Source organism: Niveispirillum cyanobacteriorum (assembly GCF_002868735.1).
Classification (GTDB): Bacteria; Pseudomonadota; Alphaproteobacteria; order Azospirillales; family Azospirillaceae; genus Niveispirillum; species Niveispirillum cyanobacteriorum.
Genome location: NZ_CP025612.1, coordinates 459,317 through 480,994, shown reverse-complemented (window position 1 = coordinate 480,994; position 21,678 = coordinate 459,317). Strand labels below are relative to the sequence as shown.

The window sequence follows — 21,678 nt, the reverse complement described above, 5'->3', positions numbered from 1 at the left end:
ATTCGCATCATTCGCAAATTTTCAGCACCCCCTGCACAAATATTCACAATATTCGGCAACAGATGCGACCTCAATTTGCGAATATTGAGAATGGTGGCACACTTGGCAAGCGGATTGAGCGAAGCACCATCACAGTGAATGTCGGCCCATACTGGCTGCCCCCTCCGATGCTTCACGATGGCACAACGCCATGTCTACAAAGGCTCGAAGATAGTCGATATCGGCATCAGCCTCCCGGAAGCCCAGGAAAATCTGCTTGCCAACGCCGCCGGGACCCAACCGCACCGGCGACACGCCGAACTTTCCCCCGAACTCCTCCACCATCCAGCGCGGCAATGCCGCCACCCCGCGCCCATGCGAAACCATCAGCAGCATGATGTCTGTGGTCTCAATCTCCTTGTGCCGCTTCGGAGCCACGCCCGCCGGCATCAGGAAACGGGTATAAATGTCCAACCGGTCGGTCGGCACCGGATAGGTGATCAGTGTCTCGTCCGCCAGTTGCTGCGCCTCGACATACTCAGCCCCGCGCAACCTGTGGTCCGGCCCGACAACCAGCACCTGCTCGTAATCGAACACAGGCTCGAACCGCAGACCGGGCTTGAACAGCGGATCGGGCGTCACCAGCATGTCAATGTCATAGCCGAACAGCGCGCCGATGCCACCGAACTGTACCTTCTGCCGGACATCGACATCAACCCGCGGCCAAGCATCAAGATAGGGTGCCACGATCTTCAAAAGCCATTGATAGCAGGGGTGACACTCCATCCCGATGCGCAGGTTGCCTCGCTCCCCCTTGGCGAACTGCTGCAATCGCTCCTCGGCATGGGTCAGTTGCGGCAACAGCCGATTGGCCACCGCCAACAGCCATTCCCCCGCCTGGGTTGGACGCAGGCTGCGCCCTTCCCGGTGCCAGACCGCAATGCCGATCTGATCCTCCAGTTTACGGATAGAATGGCTCAACGCCGACTGGGTCAGGTTCAACTGGCTGGCGGCGGCGGTCAGCGAACCTTGGCGGTCCACCTCACGGATGATGGAAAGATGAATACGTTCCAGGATCGACATAGCAGCTCGTACATGAACAGATTTCATTGATGCATGAAATCATACCATTTTTATTCATCATTTTCACATCCTATGGTCGGGGTCGTTTCCCATTTCCAAGGCAAAAACCATGGTAACGACCCACAATCTCGGCTTCCCGCGCATCGGCGCCAAACGCGAACTGAAATTCGCCCTGGAAGCCTATTGGAAAGGCCAGAATTCCCGAGACGCGCTGATCACCACGGGCGCCGACCTGCGTGCACGCCACTGGCGTGACCAAGCAGCCCTTGATCTGGTGCCTGTGGGCGATTTCAGCTTCTATGACCAGGTCCTGGATATGAGCTTCACCCTGGGCAACCTGCCGGAACGGGTGCGCGGCTTCCATGGTGATGCTCTGGACAATTACTTCCGCGTTGCACGGGGCCGTTCGGCGGCGGGCAATGATGGTCACGCCGGTTGCTGCGGCGGTGTCGCCGCCGGGGAAATGACCAAGTGGTTTGACACCAATTATCATTATATTGTCCCCGAATTCGACGCCCATACAAGCTTCACCCTGGATGCGTCGCGCCTGCTGGAACAGGTGGCCGAAGCGCGCGCCCTGGGCGTGGCAGCCAAGCCGGTGATCGTCGGCCCCGTCACCTATCTGGCCCTGGGCAAGGCGAAGGATGGTTCCGACAGACTTTCTCTGCTGCCCCGCCTACTGCCCGTTTATGCCGAATTGCTGCGGACCCTGGCCGGCCAGGGCGTGGAATGGGTGCAGATCGATGAACCAATCCTGGTCACAGACCTGGATGCGGCATGGGTAGAGGCTTTCACGCAGGCCTATGCCGCCCTAAAGGACAATGGCGTCAACCTGTTGCTGGCAACCTATTTCGGCGAATTGCGCGAAAACCTGACGCTCGCCGCCAGCCTCCCGGTCCAGGGCATCCATCTGGATGCCATCAATGCCCGACAGGAGGTTGAGGCGCTGATCCGCGCCGTGCGGGATGACCGGGTGATATCCCTGGGCGTCGTCAATGGCCGCAATATCTGGAAGACCGACCTGACGGCGGCGCTGGACTGGCTGGAGCCGGTGGCCCGGCATCTGGGGAAACGGCTATGGATCGCACCCTCCTGTTCGCTGTTGCATGTTCCGGTCGATCTGGCGGGGGAGCGCAAACTGGATGAGGACTTGAAGCCCTGGCTGGCCTTCGCGGTCCAGAAACTGACTGAAATCGAAGTGCTGGCCACGGCCCTACGCCGGGGGCGCGATGCGGTCGCGGCAGAACTGGCCGCTAATACTGAGGCCATCGCAGCACGGCGGGCATCGGCGCGTGTCAATAATCCTGCAGTGAAGGCCGCCACTACCGGGATCAATGCCGCGATGGGGCAACGTAACAGCGGCTTCGCCATCCGCGCGGCCAGGCAGCAGGCCCGTCTGAACCTGCCGCTCTATCCCACCACCACCATCGGCTCTTTCCCGCAGACCAGGGAAATCCGACTGTCGCGCAGCGCCTTCAAGGCCGGCACCCTTGACCTGCAAGCCTATCAGCAGGCCATGCGCCAGGAAATCGAACGGTCTGTGCGGGAGCAGGAAGTCTTGGGCCTGGACGTGCTGGTTCATGGCGAGGCTGAACGTAACGACATGGTGGAATATTTCGGTGAACAGCTGGATGGGTTCACCTTCACACAAGCGGGCTGGGTCCAGTCCTATGGCTCGCGCTGTGTGAAGCCGCCGATCCTGTTCGGCGATATCAGCCGCCCGCGTGCCATGACAGTAGACTGGATCATCTACGCCCAGTCGCTGACGGCGAAGCCGATGAAGGGCATGCTGACCGGCCCGGTCACCATCCTAAACTGGTCTTTCGTGCGCGACGACCAGCCGCGATCCCTGTCCTGCTATCAGCTTGCCCTGGCCCTCCGCGCAGAGGTGCTGGACCTGGAGAGGGCCGGTATCGGCATCATTCAGATCGATGAGGCGGCCCTGCGCGAAGGCCTGCCGCTGCGCCGGTCGCAATGGGGGGAGTATCTGGCGTGGGCAGTGGAAAGCTTCCGCATCACCGCCAACGGGGTAGCGGATGACACCCAGATACACACCCATATGTGCTATTCGGAATTCAACGACATCATTGCTGCCATCGCGGACATGGATGCCGATGTCATCACGATCGAGACGTCGCGGTCGGACATGGAACTGCTGAACGCTTTCGACAGTTTCAACTACCCCAACCAGATCGGTCCCGGCGTCTACGATATCCATTCGCCGAACATCCCGACCGAAGCCCAGATCATCGACCTGATGACCAAGGCGGCCCGGCGCATCCCCGCCGAACGGCTGTGGGTGAACCCAGATTGCGGCCTGAAGACACGCCAATGGAACGAGGTGGTGCCAGCCCTTGCCAGCATGGTCAATGCCGCCCGGACCCTGCGCACCCAGGGGGCATGATGGGATGAGGGATGGTCTATGACGGCGCGGGCCTATGGGGTGAGCGTCAGGTGTACCGTTTATCCAGGGCATCCCAGTGCGGTTTGCCGACAAGGCGCTGGCGTTCGGCGAAGGGGGTGATGAGGCCGCTGACCTCCGTCACTTCCCGCTCATCGCGCAGAACGGTCAGCGCCTTCTGCATGCCCATCACCGCGCCCTGCAGGGCGGCATTGGCGTAAAGCACGATGCCGTACCCGAGACCCGCCAGCTCGGTGGCATTGAAGATCGGGGTCTTGCCACCGATGACCATGTTCATCAATTGCGGGCGGTCCAGACGTTGCGGCAGGGCGCGCACTTCTTCGACCTCGGTCAACGCCTCCACGAACAGGATATCGGCCCCGGCCTCGGCAAAAAGCTGGGCGCGTTCCACCGCCGCCTCGAACCCGTGGACGGCGGCGGCATCGGTGCGGGCCATGATCAGCAGGTCGGGGTCGCGGCGCGCATCGACTGCAGCCTTGATCTTGGACACCGCCTCACAGGTGGAGATCACATCTTTGCCGTTGAAATGGCCGCAACGCTTGGGCGCCACCTGATCTTCCAGCTGGATGCAATCGGCGCCGGCCCGCTCCAGCGTGCGGACGGTGTGATAGACATTGAGCGCATTGCCGAAACCGGTATCGGCATCGACCAGCAGCGGCACATTAACCGTGTCGCGGATGCGGGCCGTGTGGTCGGCGATCTCGGCCAGACCCATGAAACCCTGGTCGGGCATGCCGAACCACATGTTGGTGACACCGGCGCCGGTGACATAAATGGCTTCAAAGCCAAGATCCTCCACGACCTTTGCGGACAACGCGTTGAAGGCGCCGGGGACGATCACGCCGCGCCGGGCTTCCACCAGGGCTTTGAGCTGCTTGCGGGTAGACATGGCTTTTCCTTCAATCATTCAAATATGCAGGCAGGAATGCGCACCCAGCCATCCATCAGGATACGGGCGCTGCGGCTCATCACCGCCTTGGTCACCTGCCATCGGCCATCAATCAGGGCCGCTTCAGCCCCGACGCGCAGAGTGCCGGACGGATGGCCGAAACACACTACATTGCGGGTGCCGCCGCCGGCTGCCAGATTGACCAGGGTTCCAGGAATGGTCGCCGCAGCCGCGATGGCGACCGAGGCGGTGCCCATCATGGCATGATGCAGCTTGCCCATGGACAGGGCACGTACCAGAAGGTCGATCTCACCCGCCTGTACGGTCTTGCCGCTGGACGACACATAATCGGTGGGCGGGGCCACGAAGGCGATCTTGGGCGTATGCTGGCGGCGGGCTGCCTCACCCGCGTCGCGGATCAGGCCCATGCGCAGGGCGCCGACGGTGCGCAACGCCTCTATCCGGGCAAGCGCCTCCGGGTCCTTGTTGATATCGTCCTGCAATTCCGTGCCGCAATAGCCGATATCGGCGGCATTCACGAAAATCGTGGGGATGCCGGCATTGATCAGGGTGGCGTTCAGCCGCCGCCCCTCAAAATCCAGCTCATCGACAGGGTTCCCGGTCGGGAACAGGCTGTCGCCCGCCTCCCCCTCCTCCGCCGGGTCGAGGAATTCCAGCACGATCTCGGCGGCCGGAAATGCAACGCCATCCAGTATGAAACCGCCAGTTTCCTGCACCTGCCCGCCGGTAACGGGCACATGGGCGATGATGCTCTTACCGATATTCGCCTGCCAGATACGCACCGTGCAGACGCCATTCTCCGGCACCAGCGCAGGGTCGACAAAACCGGCATGGATGGCAAAGGCACCTGCCGCCGTGGACAGGTTACCGCAATTGCCCGACCAGTCGACAAAGGCACTATCGATGGCGACTTGACCGTAGAGATAATCCACATCATGGCCGGGGCGCGTGCTTTTCGACAGGATCACGCATTTGCTGGTGCTGGACGTAGCGCCACCCATGCCGTCAATCTGCTGCCCATACGGGTCGGGGCTGCCGATCACCCGCAGGAACAGCCGGTCGCGGGCAACGCCCGGCACGCGGCAGGGTTCCGGCAGATCATCCAGCCGGAAGAACAAGCCCTTGCTGGTGCCGCCGCGCATATAGGTGGCGGGAATGCGCATCTGGGGCGCGTTTGACATCAGACCGCCTCCTTCTGCGGGTTCTGCGCGGCCAGGAAATCCTCGGCAAAGCGCTGCAGCACGCCGCCCGCCTCATAGATCGACATCTCCTCTTCGGTATCCAGGCGGCAGGTGACCGGGACCTCCACCCGTTCGCCGTTGCGGCGGCGGATAGTCAGGGTCAAGTCGGCACCGGACCGGCGGTCGCCCGAGATATCGAACAGTTCCGTGCCATCCAGACCCAGGCTCAGGCGCGTCGTACCCGGCTTGAACTCTACGGGCAGGACGCCCATGCCGATCAGGTTGGTGCGGTGGATGCGTTCAAACCCCTCGGCCACGATCACCTCCACACCCGCCAGCCGCACGCCCTTCGCCGCCCAGTCGCGGCTGGAGCCCTGGCCATAATCGGTACCAGCGATGATGATCAGGGGGCAGCGGCGGTCCAGATAGGTTTCGATCACCTCCCACATCCGCATGACCGTGCCATCCGGTTCCAGACGGGCCAGCGATCCCTGCTGCGCCACCCCATCCAACACGGCCATCTCATTGATCAGTTGTGGGTTGGCGAAGGTGGCGCGCAGGGCGGTCAGGTGGTCGCCGCGATGGGTGGCGTAGGAATTGAAATCCTCCTCAGGCAGCCCCATCCGCGCCAGATATTCGCCGGCGGCGGATTGGGCCAGGATGGCGTTGGACGGCGACAGATGGTCAGTCGTGATATTGTCGGGCAGGATGGCCAGCGGGCGCATATCCTTCAACGTCCGGGGATTGGCCGCCAACGCCCCAACCCCATCCTTATCCCAATAGGGCGGGCGGCGGATATAAGTCGATTGCGGCCGCCAATCATAAAGCGGGCTGACCGTCGTCACCGCTTTCCGGCCCGCGCCAAACATGGGTTCATATATCTGCCGGAACTGTTCAGGCCTGACACTGGCGGCTACGACGGCATCAATCTCCGCATCGCTGGGCCACAGGTCCTTTAGGGTGACAGGATTGCCATCACCATTAAGGCCCAGCACATCACGTTCGATATCAAAGCGTATCGTGCCGGCAATGGCATAGGCGACCACCAGCGGCGGCGATGCAAGAAACGCCTGTTTGGCATAGGGATGGATACGGCCGTCGAAATTGCGGTTACCGGATAGGACTGCGGTGGCGTGCAGATCGCGGTCTACAATCTCTTTCTGAATAGCCGGGTCCAGTGCGCCTGACATGCCGTTGCAGGTGGTGCAGGCGTAGGCGACGATCCCGAAACCAAGCCTCTCCAGCTCCGTCAGCAGGCCCGCCTCTTCCAGATAGAGCCGGGCCACCTTGGACCCCGGCGCGAAGGAGCTTTTGACCCAAGGCTTGCGCCGCAGTCCCAATGCATTGGCCTTGCGGGCCAGCAATCCGGCAGCCACGACGTTACGCGGGTTGGAGGTATTGGTGCAGCTTGTGATGGCGGCGATGATGACGGCACCATCTGGCAGCAGCCCGCCCTGTTCCTGCGCCAATGCCTGTCCAAGGTTCCCAGCGATACCACGCTCCGCTAAGGCAGCGGTCGGCAAATGCCGATGCGGATTGGACGGGCCGGCCATGGCACGGACGACATTGGACAGGTCGAACTCCAGAACCCGTTCGTATTCCGCCGTGCGCAGGGCGTCAGCCCACAGGCCCAGCGTCATGGCATAGGTTTCAACAAGCGCCACCTGTGCTGGTTCCCGCCCCGTCAGGCGCAGATAATCGATAGTCTGCCGGTCGATATGGAAAAGGGCGGCGGTCGCGCCATATTCGGGGCACATGTTGGAGATGGTGGCCCGGTCGCCAATGGACAGTCTGTCCGCCCCCTCCCCGAAGAACTCCAGCCAGGCACCAACCACGCGTTCACCGCGCAGGAAGGATGTCAGCGCCAGAACAATGTCAGTGGCGGTGATGCCCGGCTGGCACCGTCCCATCAGCCGCACCCCGACAATATCGGGCAGCCGCATCATGGAGGCCCGGCCCAGCATCACCGTTTCCGCCTCCAACCCGCCGACGCCGATGGCAACAACGCCCAGCGCGTCCACATGCGGGGTGTGACTGTCAGTGCCGACACAGGTGTCGGGAAAGGCCACCCCTTCTCGCGCCTGGATGACGGGTGACATCTTCTCCAGATTGATCTGGTGCATGATGCCGTTGCCGGCGGGGATCACGTCGACATTATCGAAGGCGTGCCTTGCCCATTCGATGAAATGGAACCGGTCCTCATTGCGCCGGTCCTCGATGGCGCGGTTCTTGACGAAAGCGTCCGGATCGAAGCCCGCATGTTCTACAGCCAACGAATGATCGACGATCAACTGTGTCGGGACCACCGGGTTTACCCTGGATGGATCACCCCCCTGTTCCGCAATGGCATTGCGCAGCCCCGCGAGGTCGACCAGGGCTGTCTGACCCAGAATGTCGTGACAGACGACACGGGCCGGATACCAGGGGAAATCCATGTCCCGCCGCCGCTCCACCAACTGACGCAGTGCTGCGGTCAGTTGGGATGGATCACACCGGCGCACCAACTGTTCCGCCAGGATACGGGAAACATAAGGCAGACCCGCCCACGCCCCCTGACGGATGGCCTCAACGGCGGCAGGCGCATCAAAATAGTCGAGCCCGGTACCGGGCAACGGCTTGCGATAATCACTATTCATGGCACTTCCGATCTTAACCCAGCCTGTGGCGATACGGTCAGGACCGTTGGTCCAGGGGTACGAAGGCACGGTCTTCCGGGCCGACATAATTGGCGCTTGGCCGGATGATGCGGTTGTCGAGGCGTTGTTCGATGATATGCGCCGCCCAGCCGGAGGTGCGGGCGATTACGAACAGGGGCGTGAACATCGCTGTGGGCACGCCCATCATGTGATAGGAGACGGCACTGAACCAATCCAGGTTCGGGAACATCCGCTTCACCTCCCACATCACAGCCTCCAGCCGGGCGGCGATGTCGAACATCTTGGTGGAACCCGCTTGCGTGGAAAGCTGATGGGCAACCCGCTTGATGATTTCATTGCGGGGATCGCAGACGGTATAAACCGGGTGACCGAAGCCGATAACCACCTCCTTACGCTCCACGCGCGCCCGGATATCGGCTTCCGCTTCATCGGGATTGTCGTAGCGCTTCTGGATTTCGAACGCGACCTCGTTAGCACCACCATGCTTGGGCCCGCGAAGGGCGCCGATGGCGCCAGTGACTGCGGAATACATGTCCGATCCCGTGCCTGCGATCACCCGGCCTGTGAAGGTCGAGGCATTGAACTCATGCTCGGCATAAAGGATCAGGGACGTATGCATCGCCCGTTCCCACAGCGCGGGTGCCTTTACACCGTGCAGTAGATGCAGGAAATGCGCGCCGATACTTTCATCGTCGGTATCGACATCAATGTGCTTGCCGTTCGTGGACCAATGGTACCAGTAGAGGAGCATCGACCCTAGTGAGGCCATCAGCCGGTCGGCAATGTCGCGCGCACCGGGAATATTGTGGTCATCCTTTTCCGGCAAAGCACAGCCCAGGGCCGACACACCGGTCCGCATGACATCCATCGGATGCGCTGATGCGGGCAGGCATTCCAGCGCCTGGCGGACATTGGTCGGCAGGCCACGCATGGCGCGAAGCCGCGCCTTGTAGGCCTTCAGCTCCGCCGTCGTCGGCAGCTTGCCGTGGATCAGCAGATGGGCCACCTCCTCGAACTCGCACCGCTCCGCGATGTCCAGGATGTCATAGCCCCGGTAATGCAGATCATTGCCGGATTTGCCAACGGTGCAAAGGGCGGTATTGCCGGCCGTGACGCCCGAGAGCGCCACGGATTTCTTCGGCTTGAACGCGGATACGGTCTCGGCCACTGCTGCGTTCATGGGGCGTTTCCTGTTCGTGATGTCCGTGATGGCGCATCATCGCGGGAACGCCCCCTTCTGGTGAATGGCTGAAATGGTGAATATCTGCCGCGAAAAACCTGTTAATCGGTGAATGTTGTGAAGGAACCCCTCACGACGGCTTGGACCCAACCCGCCATGCCGCCACGGCCGCGATGGCCAGAGGTACCGCATAGACCAAGAACAGCATGCCGCGATCGGTGCCGATCTCCATCAAATACCCTGCGGCCAACGGCCCAAGGATGGCCCCACTGCGCCCCACAGCCATGGCGGTCCCGATGCCTGTGGTCCGGATTTCCGTCGGATAGAGTTGTGCCGCCATGGGATAGAAGGCGTTGAACCCACCCTGTACCAACACGCCCAGAACCAGGATAGTGGCGAAGGTTGCCATGATCGGTAGGGAGACCCAGCCGAACAGCAGCATCGCCAGGGTCGCAGCACCGAGGAACCCAGGGATCAGCCGGTTCAACGGCAACCGGGTCGCCAAAAGACCGATGCCCGCACTGCCGATGAAGGCGCCGATATTGAAGGTGGCACCCGCCATGATGGCCTGATCCAGCGGCAGGCCGGCATTGACCGCGATGCGGGGGATCCAACTGATCAGGAAATAGAGCCCAGCCCAACCCATGGTCATGCCCAACCACAAGGCGGGGGTGGAGCGGGCCAGATGCCCCTCAAACAGGGCAGACAGTTTCACCCCGCGCTTTGCCGGCAACGGCGGCGCTTCGCTCAAGGCCGGCTGGCCCAACTTCACCAGCAGCCGATTCATGCGCGCCAAACGGTCGGGCGCATCCTGTTTGGCCAGGAACTGTAAAGATTCCGGCATCAGCCAGGCGACCACCGGCAGAATGATGACCGACAGCATGCCCGACCCGACAAACAACGGCTTCCAGCCATAGGCCTGGATCAGGACAGCGGACGCAAATCCCGTGATGATGGCCCCGATGGGCCAGCCGGCCTGCAGAAACGCCACCCAGAAGCTGCGCAGCCGGGCGTTGGAGAATTCCGAGGTGATGGAAGCCATGGAGGCCAGGATGGCACCGATGCCAACCCCCGTCACGACGCGCCAGACCGCCAGCATCACCATGTCATGCGCCGTGGCCGCCAGCAGCATGCCGGAACCGATCAAGGTGATGGCAATCAGTACCACCTTGCGCCGGCCGATCATGTCGGCCACAGGCCCCATCAGCATCGATCCGAAGGCCGTACCCAGCAGGCTGGCCGTCAGCACGATGCCCAGCGCCCCATCCTTCAGCCCCCATTCCTGGGCGATGACGGGCGCGGCATAGGTCAACAGCACCACATCCACCCCGTCCAGCAGGTTCAGGATGAAACAGAGCAGCACCACGATCAGACGCGTGCGCCCCATGGGTGCCGCTTCCAGGGCTGCCACACGCGCCTGGAATTCGGCACTGGCCCGGTCGGCCTTGTGGCCCGGCTTGTTCGACATTCTTTTCCTCCCTGCACCGCGTCTGGCCTTCTGTCGGGCCATTCCGCGTTGCTTATCCCAGCATTGCCTTGAAATCCGCCCCCATGTCACCGGCATTCGGTTCGATGCCGGTGAACAGCTGGAAGGCGCCCACCGCCTGAAACAGGGCCATGCCGCCACCATCCAGCGCGCGGCAGCCCAGCTGCCGGGCCGTGCGCAGTAGTTCCGTCTCGATGGGGAAGTAGATGATCTCCGCCACCCAGAGGTCGGGGCGCAGCAGCCCCTGCGCCACCGGCAGGCCCGGATAATCGGCCATGCCGCGCGGCGTGGTGTTTACCAAACCATGGGCCTGGGGCAGCACCGCATCCGGCGACTGCACGGCCCTGGCGCGCCCCTCCCCGAACAGGGTGTTCAGGCGGTCAGCCAACTCCGTGGCCCGCGCCAACTGCACATCGAAGATGGACAAACGGTCAACACCCAGTCGCAGCAACGCATAGCCGACAGCGGCCCCGGCTCCGCCCGCCCCTAATTGCACCACGTGGCGCAAATCGGCATCGGGCAGGCCACGCTTGAACCCTTCGGCGAAACCCCACCAGTCGGTATTGTGGCCGGTCTTGCGCCCGTCCTTCAGGACGACAGTATTGACGGCACCGATGGCAGCGGCTTCGGGCGACAGTTCGTCCAGCAGCGGGATCACCGCCTGCTTGCACGGATGGGTGATATTCAGGCCGTTGAAGCCGAACCGCTGCGCCCCCGCCACCAGATCGGGCAAGGCCGCGACATCCAGACCCAGCTGTTTCAGGTCGATCAGGCGATAGACATAGCGGAGGCCCCGACGCGCCCCCTCCTGTTCATGCATGCGCGGCGTCAGGGATGCCTGTATCCCCGACCCGATCAGGCCCGCGAGGATGGATTTCCCGCTCATGATGGGCTGTTCCCGAGGCTGTTGGCGAGAAAGGAGAGGGCGGCCAGATATCCATCGGCACCAAGGCCGCAAATGACACCTGTCGCCGCCAGCGACACATAGGAATGATGGCGGAAGGCTTCCCGCCGGTGGATGTTGGTCAAATGCACCTCTACCATCGGGATGGCGCAGGAAAGCAGCGCATCCATGATGGCGACCGAGGTATGGGTATAGGCGCCGGGATTGATGATGATCCCGGCCGCTTCCGTACGGGCCGCATGTATCCAATCAATCAGCGCGCCTTCATGGTTGCTCTGCCGGCAGATAACCGACAGGCCCAGCGACTGCGCATGATGACGGCAGCTATCCTCGATATCGGCCAGGGTGCGGCGACCGTATTTTTCCGGTTCCCGCGTACCCAGCAAATTCAGATTGGGCCCGTTCAGGATGTGAACAGGCTTTCGTTCCACAGGGTCCGGCAAAATTCCCCCCTGCGCCCGGTGAGAGGCGGTGTTTGTCGTTGATCGGCCCATGGGATTGGCCGTTGCGTGAATGTGTACGAAATAGTACGTTCACGTCAAGGCGCGTCTTTCAATGACCCGATAATCAGCAGCAATCATCCAAGGGAGGGGTACCATGGAACAGGCGGAATTGCCGACCGGCGGCCTGGCCAAATCCATCGCTACCGTGTCGATCAGCGGCACCCTGACCGGCAAGCTGGAGGCTGCGGCGGCGGCCGGGTTCAGCGGTGTCGAGATTTTCGAGAACGACCTTCTGACCTTCGATGGCCGTCCTGCCGATGTGCGGCGCATCGCGGCGGATCTGGGCCTGACCATCACCATGTTTCAGCCCTTCCGCGATTTTGAGGGCATGCCCGGCACCCTGCGCACCCGCACATTTGAACGGATGCTGCGCAAGTTCGATGTGATGGCGGAACTGGGTACCGATCTGCTGTTGGTCTGTTCCAACGTCTCGCCGCAATCGCTGCCGGGACGCGGGCGCATCGTGGATGATTTCCGCGACCTGGGCGAACTGGCGGCGGCGCGGGGGTTGCGTGTGGGGTATGAGGCGCTGGCCTGGGGCCGGCATGTGCATGACCACCGCGACGCCTGGGACATTGTCCACCGCGTCAATCATCCGAATATCGGCCTGATCCTGGACAGTTTCCATTCGCTGGCGCGCGATGTGCCCATCGACAGCATCCGTGACATCGACCCGGCCAAGCTGTTCATCGTGCAGATCGCCGATGCCCCGCGCCTGGACATGGATCACCTCTACTGGAGCCGGCATTTCCGTAACATGCCGGGTCAGGGCGATCTGCCCATCACGGATTATGTGAAGGCGCTGATCGCCATCGGCTATCGCGGGCCTCTATCGCTGGAGATTTTCAACGACCGGTTCCGCGCCGGCTCCGCTTCCGGCATCGCGTTAGACGGCTATCGCTCCCTGAAACTGGTGGAGGATGAGGCGCTGGCCCGGCTGAAGCGGCCCGCCACCATGCCGCAGCGTATTGATGTGCACGGGGTGGAATTCATCGAATTCGCCGCAACAGAGGAAGAGGCGGGGCCGCTGGGCGCCATGCTGGCTACAATGGGCTTTGAACCTGTAGGACGCCACATCAGCAAGGCCGTCACCCGCTGGCGCCAGGGCGACATCAACATCGTCCTGAACAGCGAGACGGAGGGCTTCGCACACAGCCATTCCATCGTGCATGGCGCATCTGCCTGCGCACTGGCCCTGCGGGTGCATGATGTGCCAGCGGCGCTGGCCCGTGCCGACAGCCTGCGTATCCCGCGCTTTGCCCAGGCGGTGGGGTCGGGAGAGATGGACATCCCCTGCGTGCGCGGGGTAGGCGGCAGCCTGATCTATTTCATCGAGGATGGGACCCAGGAGCAGGTCTGGCGCAATGATTTCGTGCCGCTGACTGACGCGCCGGTGCCCGGCGTGGGCCTGAGCCGCATCGACCATATTGCCCAGGCCATGGGGTATGAGGAATTCCTGTCCTGGCTGCTCTATTATTTCGCGCTGTTTGACGTGACCAAGACGCCGCAACTGGAAATCGCCGATCCGCTGGGCATCGTCCACAGTCAGGCCATCGAGAATGGCGACCGGTCGTTCCGCGTCACCCTGAACGGCTCTGCGGCGGCACAGACCCTGACATCGCGTTTCCTGAATCACTATCTGGGTGCCGGCGTGCAGCATGTGGCGCTTTCCACCGGCGATATATTTGCGACCGCAAAGGCGTTGCAGGAACGCGGGCTGGAACGGCTGCCCATCCCCCGCAACTACTATGACGATATCGAGGCGCGGTTCGGCCTGGACCCCGATCTGGTGGAACGGATGGCGGCCTACGATATCCTGTATGACCGGACCGATGAGGCTGAATTCTTCCAGCTTTATTCCCGTGCCTTTGCCAAGCGCTTCTTCTTCGAATTCGTGCAGCGGCGGGGGTACGACGCGTACGGGGCCGCCAATGCCGCCGTCCGGCTGGCCGCACAGTCCAGGTTCAACACCGATACGGTCTATTGAAGGCGCGGAACAAGCGCCCAAAGAAGCAACAGAATCAACGGAGGAAACATGTCCATCTGGTCCCGCCTGCTGCTGGGCGTTGCCTGCCTGTCCCTTCCCATCGCGACATCCGCCCAGACCGTGAAGGTCGAAGGCGGCGTGATTGAGGGCAAGTTGCTGGACAGCGGCGTCAACGCGTTCCTGGGCGTACCGTTTGCCGCCCCGCCGCTGCGCGACCTGCGCTGGCGACCGCCACAGGCGGTTACCCCCTGGAAGGGCGTGCTGCATGCCGACCGCTTCGCACCCATGTGCCTCCAGCCCATGCGCGGGTCCACCATCAACCATTATTTCGGGCATGAGGCGATCAGCGAGGATTGCCTGTACCTGAATGTCTGGGCGCCTAAGGAACCGGCACCGGCGGGCAAGCCCTATCCGGTCATGGTCTGGATCTATGGCGGAGCTTTCAATGTCGGCTCCGCCAGCATGCCCAATTATTCAGGCGAGTTTCTGGCAAAGCAGGGCGTGGTCTATGTCGCTGTCTCCTACCGTGTCGGCACGCTGGGCTTCCTGGCCCATCCCGACCTTTCGGCGGAAGGCGGGGGACATTCCGGCAATTACGGGCTGATGGACCAGATCCAGGGTTTGCGCTGGGTCCGCGATAATATCGCGGGCTTTGGTGGCGATCCCGGCAATGTCACCCTGGTGGGGCAATCAGCGGGATCGATGTCCATCGGCCTGCTGATGGCCAGTCCGGAGGCCAAGGGCCTGTTCCACCGCGCCGTCGGGATGAGCGGCAGCCCGTTCGGCGCCTTGCTGCCGCCCATCCCACTCGCCGATGCGGAAGCGGATGGCAAGCGGTTGCAGGACGCGCTGAAGGCCGGCTCCCTGGCTGACATGCGGGCCGTCGCCGGCGATCGGATCATTGCCACACCCCTGCCCCGCCGCTCCCCCATCGTGCTGGACGGCAAGGTACTGCCGCTGCCGCCCGATCAAGCGATGAAGACGGACGGGCACAGCGACGTGCCGGTCATGATCGGCTTCACCCGCGATGAAAGCTTCCGCACGCTGGGCACTGCTGCCGATCTGGCTGCCTATCAGGCGCTGATCCGGCAATCCTTCCCCAGCGTGGCGGACAAGATCCTGAAGGCCTATGCGGTTAAGGATGCCGGCGGCATTCCCCGCGCCATCACCGATATCCAGCGTGACGCCACTGTAGGCAGGCAGGTCGCGGCGTGGGCACGCGCGCAGAAACAGCCGGCCTATGTCTGGCTATTCACGCGCCGCCACCCCTATACACCGGGCATCCGCTTCGCCGACCATGATCCGGCGACGGTTGGCGCCTATCATACCGGCGATGTGCCTTATTGGCTGGGCACCCTGGACGCGCTGAACCTGTTCCGCCGCACCCGTGACTGGCAACCGTTGGATATGGACCTCGCCACTCGGATGCAGTCCATGCTGCTGTCCTTCGCTAAGGGAGCCGCCCCGTCACCCGACTGGCCGCGTTTCGATCCGAAGAAGCCGCGCCTGATGGAACTGGGCGAGCAGGTGCGGGTGGCGGACTGGCCGCGCTATGCCACGCTGGACCTGCTGGGCGGGTGGGAAGCACCACCCCCGGCACCCACCAGCACGCCGCGCGTGCGGGATTGAGCGAGGATATGATGAGATATCTTCTTCTGCTGCTGATGCTGCTCTGCCCCGCCACCATCCAGGCCTATGAGCCGGTACCCACGCCCGGTCTGCGCTTGGTCCTGCAAGCCCGCGTCACCGTTGATCCGGCGGTGGAAGTGGGGGTGAGCGACCATGGCAAGCGCCGCTTCATCCCGATCACCGGTGGCACCTTCACCGGAGAGGGGATCAAGGGCGAGGTCATGGCCGGCGGTGCCGACTGGCAGATCGACCGACCCGACGGCGTGCGTGAGATTGAGGCACTCTATTCCCTGCGCACCGATGATGGTGCCGTTATCATCGTTCATAACAAGGGTCTGTCGGTCCCGGACCCACGTTATCTGATGACTGTGCCCGCCTTCCACGCGCCCACCGGCAAATATGAATGGCTGAACCGCCGCATCTTCGTGGGCCGGATCACGCCCGTGCCGGGTGGCGGGGCTGTGATCATCAGTGTCTTTGCGGCGGAAGGCTGAATTCGCTTCAAAACGCGCGGGGCCGCATTATCCTGTGGCCCCGCACTTCCATCATCCAACGGATCCTCCATGAACGCCCCGGCGCCCAAGTCGAAATCGGCAACCCCGGCCCGCAATCCCCGCGCCGCCGAAGCCGATGAGACCAAGGCCAATATCCTGGCCGTGGCCCGCCGCGAATTCGCCGACAAGGGCCTGATGGGTGCCCGCATCGACGAGATCGCGGAAAAGACCGACACGTCCAAGCGTATGATCTATTACCATTTCGGATCGAAGGAAGGGCTGTATCAGGCTGTCCTGGAGCAGGAATATATCGCGATCCGTGATTCGGAGGCAGCCCTGCCCATCCTAGATGTCGGCGCGGAAGAGGCGTTGAAGGCCCATATCCGCCTGACCTTCGACCACCATTTCAAGAACCCGGAATTCGTCCGGCTGGTGATGAACGAAAACATCCTGCACGGGTCATTCATCGGCAATGTCGACGGCATCAAGCGCCGCAGCCAGCACGTCATCCAGGGGTTGAAGGCCATTCTGGACAAGGGCGTGGCGGAGGGGCTGTTCCGGGCAGACATCGATCCGGTCGAACTGCACATGACCATCAGCGCGCTCAGCTTCTACAACGTCTCCAACCGCTACACCTTCTCCACCATCTTCGGATACGAGCTTGGGTCAGAAGAGGCCGCCGCGCGCCGCAAAGAACAGGTGGTGGAGATCGTCATGACCTGGTGCCGCAAGGGCTGAGAGGTTTTCCCTCCTCCACAAGCACTTGCGCCGCCGAAGCGGTTCTCGACAGGCCGAAAACAGCTCTCATTACAGAGATTTCCAGCATCCGCAAAGAAACACACTGCGGCATAACAAACACAATTGACGACGTACGAACTGTTTCGTACATTAACTCCATCGAAAGAAAAGTCGGGTCGTCTGGCATCGTCCGTCGGACCCGCAAAATCAAAAATAAGGGTCGGGGGGAAGAATGAAGCGTTCCGTCACCGCCATATCCGCGTTCCTGTGCCTGTCCGCCATGGCCATCGGGCCTGTGGCCCATGCCGGTGGCGCCGATGTCGCGGCCAGTGCCGCTGTCGGCGCCTCGGTACAGCAGGTGGGGGCCGATACCTTTTCCACCATCACGGTTCCCTTCGCCGGTGGCGTGACGGGCATGCCGGATGTGGTCTACAAGACCGTGCCCGGTTACCGGCCACTGAAGCTGGATCTGTTCCTGCCAGCGGGTGCCGGAAGGGATGGCAACGCCCGACCTGTCATCGTCTATATCCATGGCGGCGGCTGGATGGGTGGTGGCCCGCGCCGGAGTGCGGCCTTCCAGGATTGGCCCAAGGTTCTGGCCTCCATCGCGGCCCAGGGCTATGTCGTGGCCTCTGTCAGTTACCGCTTCTCCGGCGAGGCGCCGTTCCCCGCTGCGGCCAAGGATGTGAAATCCGCCATCCGTTGGCTGCGTGCCAACGGTTCCCGGTTCGGTGTCGATCCCACCCGTTTCGCCGCCTGGGGACAGTCGGCGGGCGGTCATCTGGCGGCCCTGGTAGGGGCAAGCTGCGCCGACCCGGCCTTTGCAGAGGATGCACCGCCCCCCGCCCGGCCCGCCACCGTTGAAACCGTGCCCACGGGTGCGGGCGGGGTGGAACAGGCGTCTGATTGCGTTCAGGCGGTGGTCTCCTGGTTCGGTATCTATGACCTTGCCACCATGCCCAGTTACCTGAACAAGGATGCACCGCCGACGGAACCGATGCGCCGGTTCCTGGGCTGCACGGGTACCGGCTGCGACGGTGACCGGGTGCGCCAGGCATCGCCTATCGCACATGTCGATGCCAAGGACCCGCCCTTCCTGTTGCTGCATGGACGCGACGACAATGTCGTGCCGGTGGCCCAGCAGGATCGGTTCGCCTCGGCTTTGGCCGCCGCCAACGTATCCGTAAAGACCCGCATTTTCGACGGCGCCAACCATAGCTGGATCGCCGAAAAACCCGAACGCACCGTGGAGGTCAGCCGTCAGGCATTGGCCGAAACGCTTGATTTCATCCAGACGGCAATCGGCCCCCGCTGACGGGGATCGGCTGCACAATCAGCAAAAGCAAAGCCGGGGCCCGTGCCGTTGCCGGAACGGTGACCCCTGCACGCCAAAAAGGGGAGGAAAACGTGAACATGAAGATGATCAAGACGCGCCCGCCGGTGCATGACCGGTTGCGGCAAACGGCATCGCCGCTGGCCCTGTCGCTGGCCGCCGGCATGATGCTGGCAGGCCCGGCGCTGGCACAGCAGGCCGATGCCGGCAAGACGGAGCTGATCGAGGAAATCGTGGTCACCGGCTCCCTGATCCAGCGGCCCAACAATGTCGCGGTCAGCCCCATCACCACCGTATCGACGGAATCCATCAAGGAAAGCGGCCAAGTAGAGGTTGAGGCGGCGCTGAACCAGTTGCCTTCCTTCACCGCTGCCGGCACCGCCAGCACCGGCGGACAGGGCGGTGGTGGCCGCGCCAGCCTGAACCTGCGTGGCCTTGGCTCGAACCGCAATCTGGTGTTGTTGAACGGCAAGCGCCTGCCGTTGTCGGACATTAACGGCAATGTCGATATCAACATCCTGCCCGAAGCCATCATCGGCAGTGTTGATGTGATCACAGGTGGTGCGTCCGCCATCTATGGTTCCGACGCCATGTCCGGCGTGGTCAATTTCAAGACCATCCAGCCCTTTGACGGTGTCCGCGCCGATGTGCAGTTCGGTCAGGATGAACGCGGCGACGTGTTCAAGAAATCTGCGTCCGTCACGCTGGGCAGCGCCTTTGCTGAGGACAAGGGCCATATGATGCTGACGGCCAGCTACACGGACCGTCCGGGCCTGCAGGGGTCCAAGCGTTCCTTCTTCGAATTCGTCACCCCCTCCTCCTTCATCGGCACTGGGACCTATGTGCCCAACGCCGCCAACCTGCCGACCCAGGCCGCCATCAACAGCGTCTTTGCCAAATATGGCGTCACCTCCACCGTTGGTCGCACGCTGAACCTGGGTTTTAACAATGACGGTTCGCTGTTCGTGCAGACGGGCGCCCTGAACTACAAGGGTCCGACGGACAATGGCTATGCCATCATCGCCGGCAATGTCCGTATGCCCGTGGGCCAGCAGGTGCAGTTCCAGAACTCCCTGGAACGCAAGACCGCCTTCGGTTCCTTCGACTATGAGGTGGCAGAGGGCGTCACCGCCTATGGCCAGTTCATGTATGTCGACAGCGTCGTGAATACCGAAAGCGGCGGCAGCCTGACCCAGATTGGCAATCTGACCACCATCCCCACCACCAACCCCTTCATCCCCGCCGACCTGCGCACCATCCTGGCGTCGCGCCCCAATCCCAATGCGCCCTTCACCTGGAACGGTCGTTATGTCGGTATCGCCGACAAAAACTGGGATGAACAGTACAAGGTCAGCCAGTTCGCGCTGGGCCTGAAGGGCGATCTGGCCGGCAGCTGGAAATGGGATCTCTACAGCTCCTACGACGAGAGCCTGCATGATCAGGCGCTGTACAATGCCGTGGTGAAAAGCAAGGTTCAGAGCCTGCTAAACGCGGCAGATGGCGGCAATTCGCTTTGCGCGGGCGGGTTCAACCCGTTCGGCATCAGTAATTCCACGCGGATCTCCGACGCCTGCAAGACCTACATGACCAAGACGGCGCTCAGTACGGAGAAGCTGACACAGACTCAGGTGCAGGGGCAATTGTCCGGCCCGGTGGTCGAACTGCCCGCAGGTCCGCTGCAGGTAGCTTTGCTCACCTCCTACCGCCGCAACACCTATCGCTTTACGCCTGACAGCGATCTGGCCGCCCAGAATATCGAGGCCGTGACTGGTTCCGCGTCGGCACGCGGCAATATCAACCTGAAGGAAATTGCCGGTCAGGTGGATATCCCGCTGATCAGCGGGGCGGAGTTCGCGGAGGAACTGGCCATTGGTGCCGCCGCCCGCTATTCCGACTATTCCACCACGGGCAGCGTCAAATCCTATGAAGGCGACATGCGCTGGAAGCCCGTTGACGCCCTGATGCTGCGCGGGTCGTATCAGCGCGCGGTGCGTGCACCGAACATCGGGGAGCTGTTCTCCCCGCCGACGGGCACACAGGTGCAGTTCGGCACGCCGCCAGCTTCCGTCGGTGATCCCTGCGACGTGCGCTCCATCGCCCGCACGGGCACCGGCGGGGCACAGGTCCGCGCGCTTTGCATTGCGCAGGGCGTGCCGGCCAACGTTATCGACACCTACACCTTCCCCACCACCGCCACCGGCGGCACCATCCGGGGCAATCTGGGCCTGACCCCGGAAAAGGCCGACACGTTCAATATCGGCACCGTATTGACTGTGCCGGGCGACAGCCCGTGGTATGGTGGCACCACCATCTCCGTCGATTATTACAATATCAAGATCAAGGAGGTGATCTCCGGCGTGCCGGGCCTCACCACCCTGTCCAAGTGCTATAATCTCGACGGCTCCAACCCCACCTATGCCGCGACGAACGAGTTCTGCCAGTTGCTGACCCGCGATGCGCAGGGCCAGTTGCAGGATGTCAGCCTGCCCTTCCTGAACCTGGGCGGGCTGGAGACCGACGGTATCGATGTGCAGATCAACTGGTCGGCCAGCCTGTCGGATATCGGTGCCGATGTCGGCGATCCCAGTGCTGAGATCTATGTCACGCCCGTCATCGGCTGGGTGAACCACTACAATATCCAGACCCTGCCCGGCAGTGCCTTCCAGGATTATGTGAATACCAGCACGCTGGGCCGCGCGCTGCCACGCTGGAAGGCGCTGACCACCGTCGGCTACCGCTCCGACCTGTTCGGGGTCGGCCTGCGCTGGCGGTATCAGGGGGCGATGGATGACGTGACGGCGGTGACCACGCCCACCAACCCATCACGCGGCGTGCCGGCCTATAACCTGTTCGACCTGTTCGGCAATGTCCGGGTCAACGAGAGTATCGAACTGCGCGCTGGTGTCACCAACCTGTTCGACCGGGGTCTGCCCATCGTGGCCAGTTCGCAAAACAGCACCGATGTCGCTGTCTATGACGCGGTTGGCCGCTCCTACTATGTCGGCCTGCGGGCGAAGTTCTGATGAATGGTCGCTGCTGATCCAGATCAGCAGCGACCCAATTCCCCCTCACGCAGACGGCGGCACAGGATATCACCTGTGACGCCGTCGGCGTTTCCAGGGCGGAAATGCACCGGATACATCCTCGTCGACACTTCGCGAATGCATGTTGCCCACACATGCATGTTGACCC

General features: G+C 62.5%; 15 protein-coding genes. 7 read left to right on the top strand and 8 right to left on the bottom strand.

The window, feature by feature from the left end; translation table 11 throughout:
• Window positions 1-129 precede the first annotated feature (129 nt).
• The gene (locus tag C0V82_RS17995) at window positions 130-1,062 is read right to left on the bottom strand and encodes a LysR family transcriptional regulator (protein WP_102113823.1); all 933 of its coding nucleotides are present in this window, start codon (window positions 1,060-1,062) and stop codon (window positions 130-132) included.
• Window positions 1,063-1,171: 109 nt separating this feature from the next.
• On the opposite strand from C0V82_RS17995, the gene metE reads away from it, so the two are divergent.
• The gene (gene metE / locus C0V82_RS17990; RefSeq protein ID WP_102113822.1) at window positions 1,172-3,466 is read left to right on the top strand and encodes a 5-methyltetrahydropteroyltriglutamate--homocysteine S-methyltransferase; all 2,295 of its coding nucleotides are present in this window, start codon (window positions 1,172-1,174) and stop codon (window positions 3,464-3,466) included.
• Between the two features lie 46 nt (window positions 3,467-3,512).
• On the opposite strand, the gene C0V82_RS17985 is transcribed toward metE, so the two are convergent.
• From C0V82_RS17985 to aroQ, 7 genes are all read right to left on the bottom strand, one after another.
• Window positions 3,513-4,373 (bottom strand): isocitrate lyase/PEP mutase family protein, encoded by an 861-nt coding sequence (locus C0V82_RS17985; RefSeq protein ID WP_102114382.1) that lies wholly within the window; start codon window positions 4,371-4,373, stop codon window positions 3,513-3,515.
• A 14-nt stretch (window positions 4,374-4,387) separates the two neighbouring features.
• Window positions 4,388-5,575, bottom strand: a complete 1,188-nt coding sequence (prpF, locus tag C0V82_RS17980; RefSeq protein ID WP_102113821.1) for a 2-methylaconitate cis-trans isomerase PrpF — start codon at window positions 5,573-5,575, stop codon at window positions 4,388-4,390.
• Window positions 5,575-8,211, bottom strand: a complete 2,637-nt coding sequence (gene acnD, locus C0V82_RS17975) for a Fe/S-dependent 2-methylisocitrate dehydratase AcnD (protein WP_102113820.1) — start codon at window positions 8,209-8,211, stop codon at window positions 5,575-5,577. The genes prpF and acnD overlap by 1 nt, the downstream gene beginning before the upstream one ends.
• Window positions 8,212-8,248: 37 nt before the next feature.
• Window positions 8,249-9,412, bottom strand: coding sequence for a bifunctional 2-methylcitrate synthase/citrate synthase (gene prpC / locus C0V82_RS17970; protein ID WP_102113819.1), 1,164 nt, complete (start codon window positions 9,410-9,412; stop codon window positions 8,249-8,251).
• 130 nt (window positions 9,413-9,542) lie between these two features.
• The gene (locus C0V82_RS17965) at window positions 9,543-10,880 is read right to left on the bottom strand and encodes an MFS transporter (protein WP_158660025.1); all 1,338 of its coding nucleotides are present in this window, start codon (window positions 10,878-10,880) and stop codon (window positions 9,543-9,545) included.
• Window positions 10,881-10,932: 52 nt separating this feature from the next.
• A complete protein-coding gene (locus C0V82_RS17960) occupies window positions 10,933-11,784 on the bottom strand; it encodes a shikimate dehydrogenase (protein ID WP_102113817.1) in 852 nt (283 codons plus the stop codon).
• Window positions 11,781-12,245 (bottom strand): type II 3-dehydroquinate dehydratase, encoded by a 465-nt coding sequence (aroQ, locus tag C0V82_RS17955; RefSeq protein WP_370466035.1) that lies wholly within the window; start codon window positions 12,243-12,245, stop codon window positions 11,781-11,783. Before aroQ ends, C0V82_RS17960 begins: the two co-directional genes overlap by 4 nt.
• A gap of 154 nt (window positions 12,246-12,399) precedes the next feature.
• Here aroQ and C0V82_RS17950 point away from each other — a divergent pair, with 154 nt between their 5' ends.
• The 6 genes from C0V82_RS17950 (at window position 12,400) to C0V82_RS17925 (ending at window position 21,509) form a co-directional block, all read left to right on the top strand.
• Window positions 12,400-14,292 (top strand): bifunctional sugar phosphate isomerase/epimerase/4-hydroxyphenylpyruvate dioxygenase family protein, encoded by a 1,893-nt coding sequence (locus C0V82_RS17950; RefSeq protein ID WP_199772586.1) that lies wholly within the window; start codon window positions 12,400-12,402, stop codon window positions 14,290-14,292.
• A gap of 48 nt (window positions 14,293-14,340) precedes the next feature.
• Complete coding sequence (locus tag C0V82_RS17945; protein ID WP_102113815.1) at window positions 14,341-15,921, top strand: carboxylesterase/lipase family protein; 1,581 nt, start codon at window positions 14,341-14,343, stop codon at window positions 15,919-15,921.
• Between the two features lie 8 nt (window positions 15,922-15,929).
• On the top strand, window positions 15,930-16,415 hold the full coding sequence (locus C0V82_RS17940) for a DUF3237 family protein (protein WP_102113814.1): 486 nt from the start codon (window positions 15,930-15,932) through the stop codon (window positions 16,413-16,415).
• 69 nt (window positions 16,416-16,484) lie between these two features.
• Window positions 16,485-17,153 (top strand): TetR/AcrR family transcriptional regulator, encoded by a 669-nt coding sequence (locus tag C0V82_RS17935; protein ID WP_082371997.1) that lies wholly within the window; start codon window positions 16,485-16,487, stop codon window positions 17,151-17,153.
• A 232-nt stretch (window positions 17,154-17,385) separates the two neighbouring features.
• Window positions 17,386-18,468 carry an alpha/beta hydrolase gene (locus C0V82_RS17930; RefSeq protein WP_102113813.1) on the top strand — a complete coding sequence of 361 codons (1,083 nt, stop codon included), beginning with the start codon at window positions 17,386-17,388 and terminating at the stop codon, window positions 18,466-18,468.
• A 98-nt stretch (window positions 18,469-18,566) separates the two neighbouring features.
• Window positions 18,567-21,509, top strand: coding sequence for a TonB-dependent receptor domain-containing protein (locus tag C0V82_RS17925; RefSeq protein WP_102113812.1), 2,943 nt, complete (start codon window positions 18,567-18,569; stop codon window positions 21,507-21,509).
• The last annotated feature ends 169 nt before the right edge of the window (window positions 21,510-21,678 follow it).

Excerpts from the sequence above, each read along its gene's own strand:
- C0V82_RS17995 (WP_102113823.1), bottom strand. The coding sequence starts at position 1,062 with ATGTCGATCCTGGAACGTATTCATCTTTCCATCATCCGTGAGGTGGAC.
- metE (WP_102113822.1), top strand. The coding sequence starts at position 1,172 with ATGGTAACGACCCACAATCTCGGCTTCCCGCGCATCGGCGCCAAACGC.
- C0V82_RS17985 (WP_102114382.1), bottom strand. The coding sequence starts at position 4,373 with ATGTCTACCCGCAAGCAGCTCAAAGCCCTGGTGGAAGCCCGGCGCGGC.
- prpF (WP_102113821.1), bottom strand. The coding sequence starts at position 5,575 with ATGTCAAACGCGCCCCAGATGCGCATTCCCGCCACCTATATGCGCGGC.
- acnD (WP_102113820.1), bottom strand. The coding sequence starts at position 8,211 with ATGAATAGTGATTATCGCAAGCCGTTGCCCGGTACCGGGCTCGACTAT.
- prpC (WP_102113819.1), bottom strand. The coding sequence starts at position 9,412 with ATGAACGCAGCAGTGGCCGAGACCGTATCCGCGTTCAAGCCGAAGAAA.
- C0V82_RS17965 (WP_158660025.1), bottom strand. The coding sequence starts at position 10,880 with ATGTCGAACAAGCCGGGCCACAAGGCCGACCGGGCCAGTGCCGAATTC.
- C0V82_RS17960 (WP_102113817.1), bottom strand. The coding sequence starts at position 11,784 with ATGAGCGGGAAATCCATCCTCGCGGGCCTGATCGGGTCGGGGATACAG.
- C0V82_RS17950 (WP_199772586.1), top strand. The coding sequence starts at position 12,400 with ATGGAACAGGCGGAATTGCCGACCGGCGGCCTGGCCAAATCCATCGCT.
- C0V82_RS17945 (WP_102113815.1), top strand. The coding sequence starts at position 14,341 with ATGTCCATCTGGTCCCGCCTGCTGCTGGGCGTTGCCTGCCTGTCCCTT.
- C0V82_RS17940 (WP_102113814.1), top strand. The coding sequence starts at position 15,930 with ATGATGAGATATCTTCTTCTGCTGCTGATGCTGCTCTGCCCCGCCACC.
- C0V82_RS17935 (WP_082371997.1), top strand. The coding sequence starts at position 16,485 with ATGAACGCCCCGGCGCCCAAGTCGAAATCGGCAACCCCGGCCCGCAAT.
- C0V82_RS17930 (WP_102113813.1), top strand. The coding sequence starts at position 17,386 with ATGAAGCGTTCCGTCACCGCCATATCCGCGTTCCTGTGCCTGTCCGCC.
- C0V82_RS17925 (WP_102113812.1), top strand. The coding sequence starts at position 18,567 with ATGAAGATGATCAAGACGCGCCCGCCGGTGCATGACCGGTTGCGGCAA.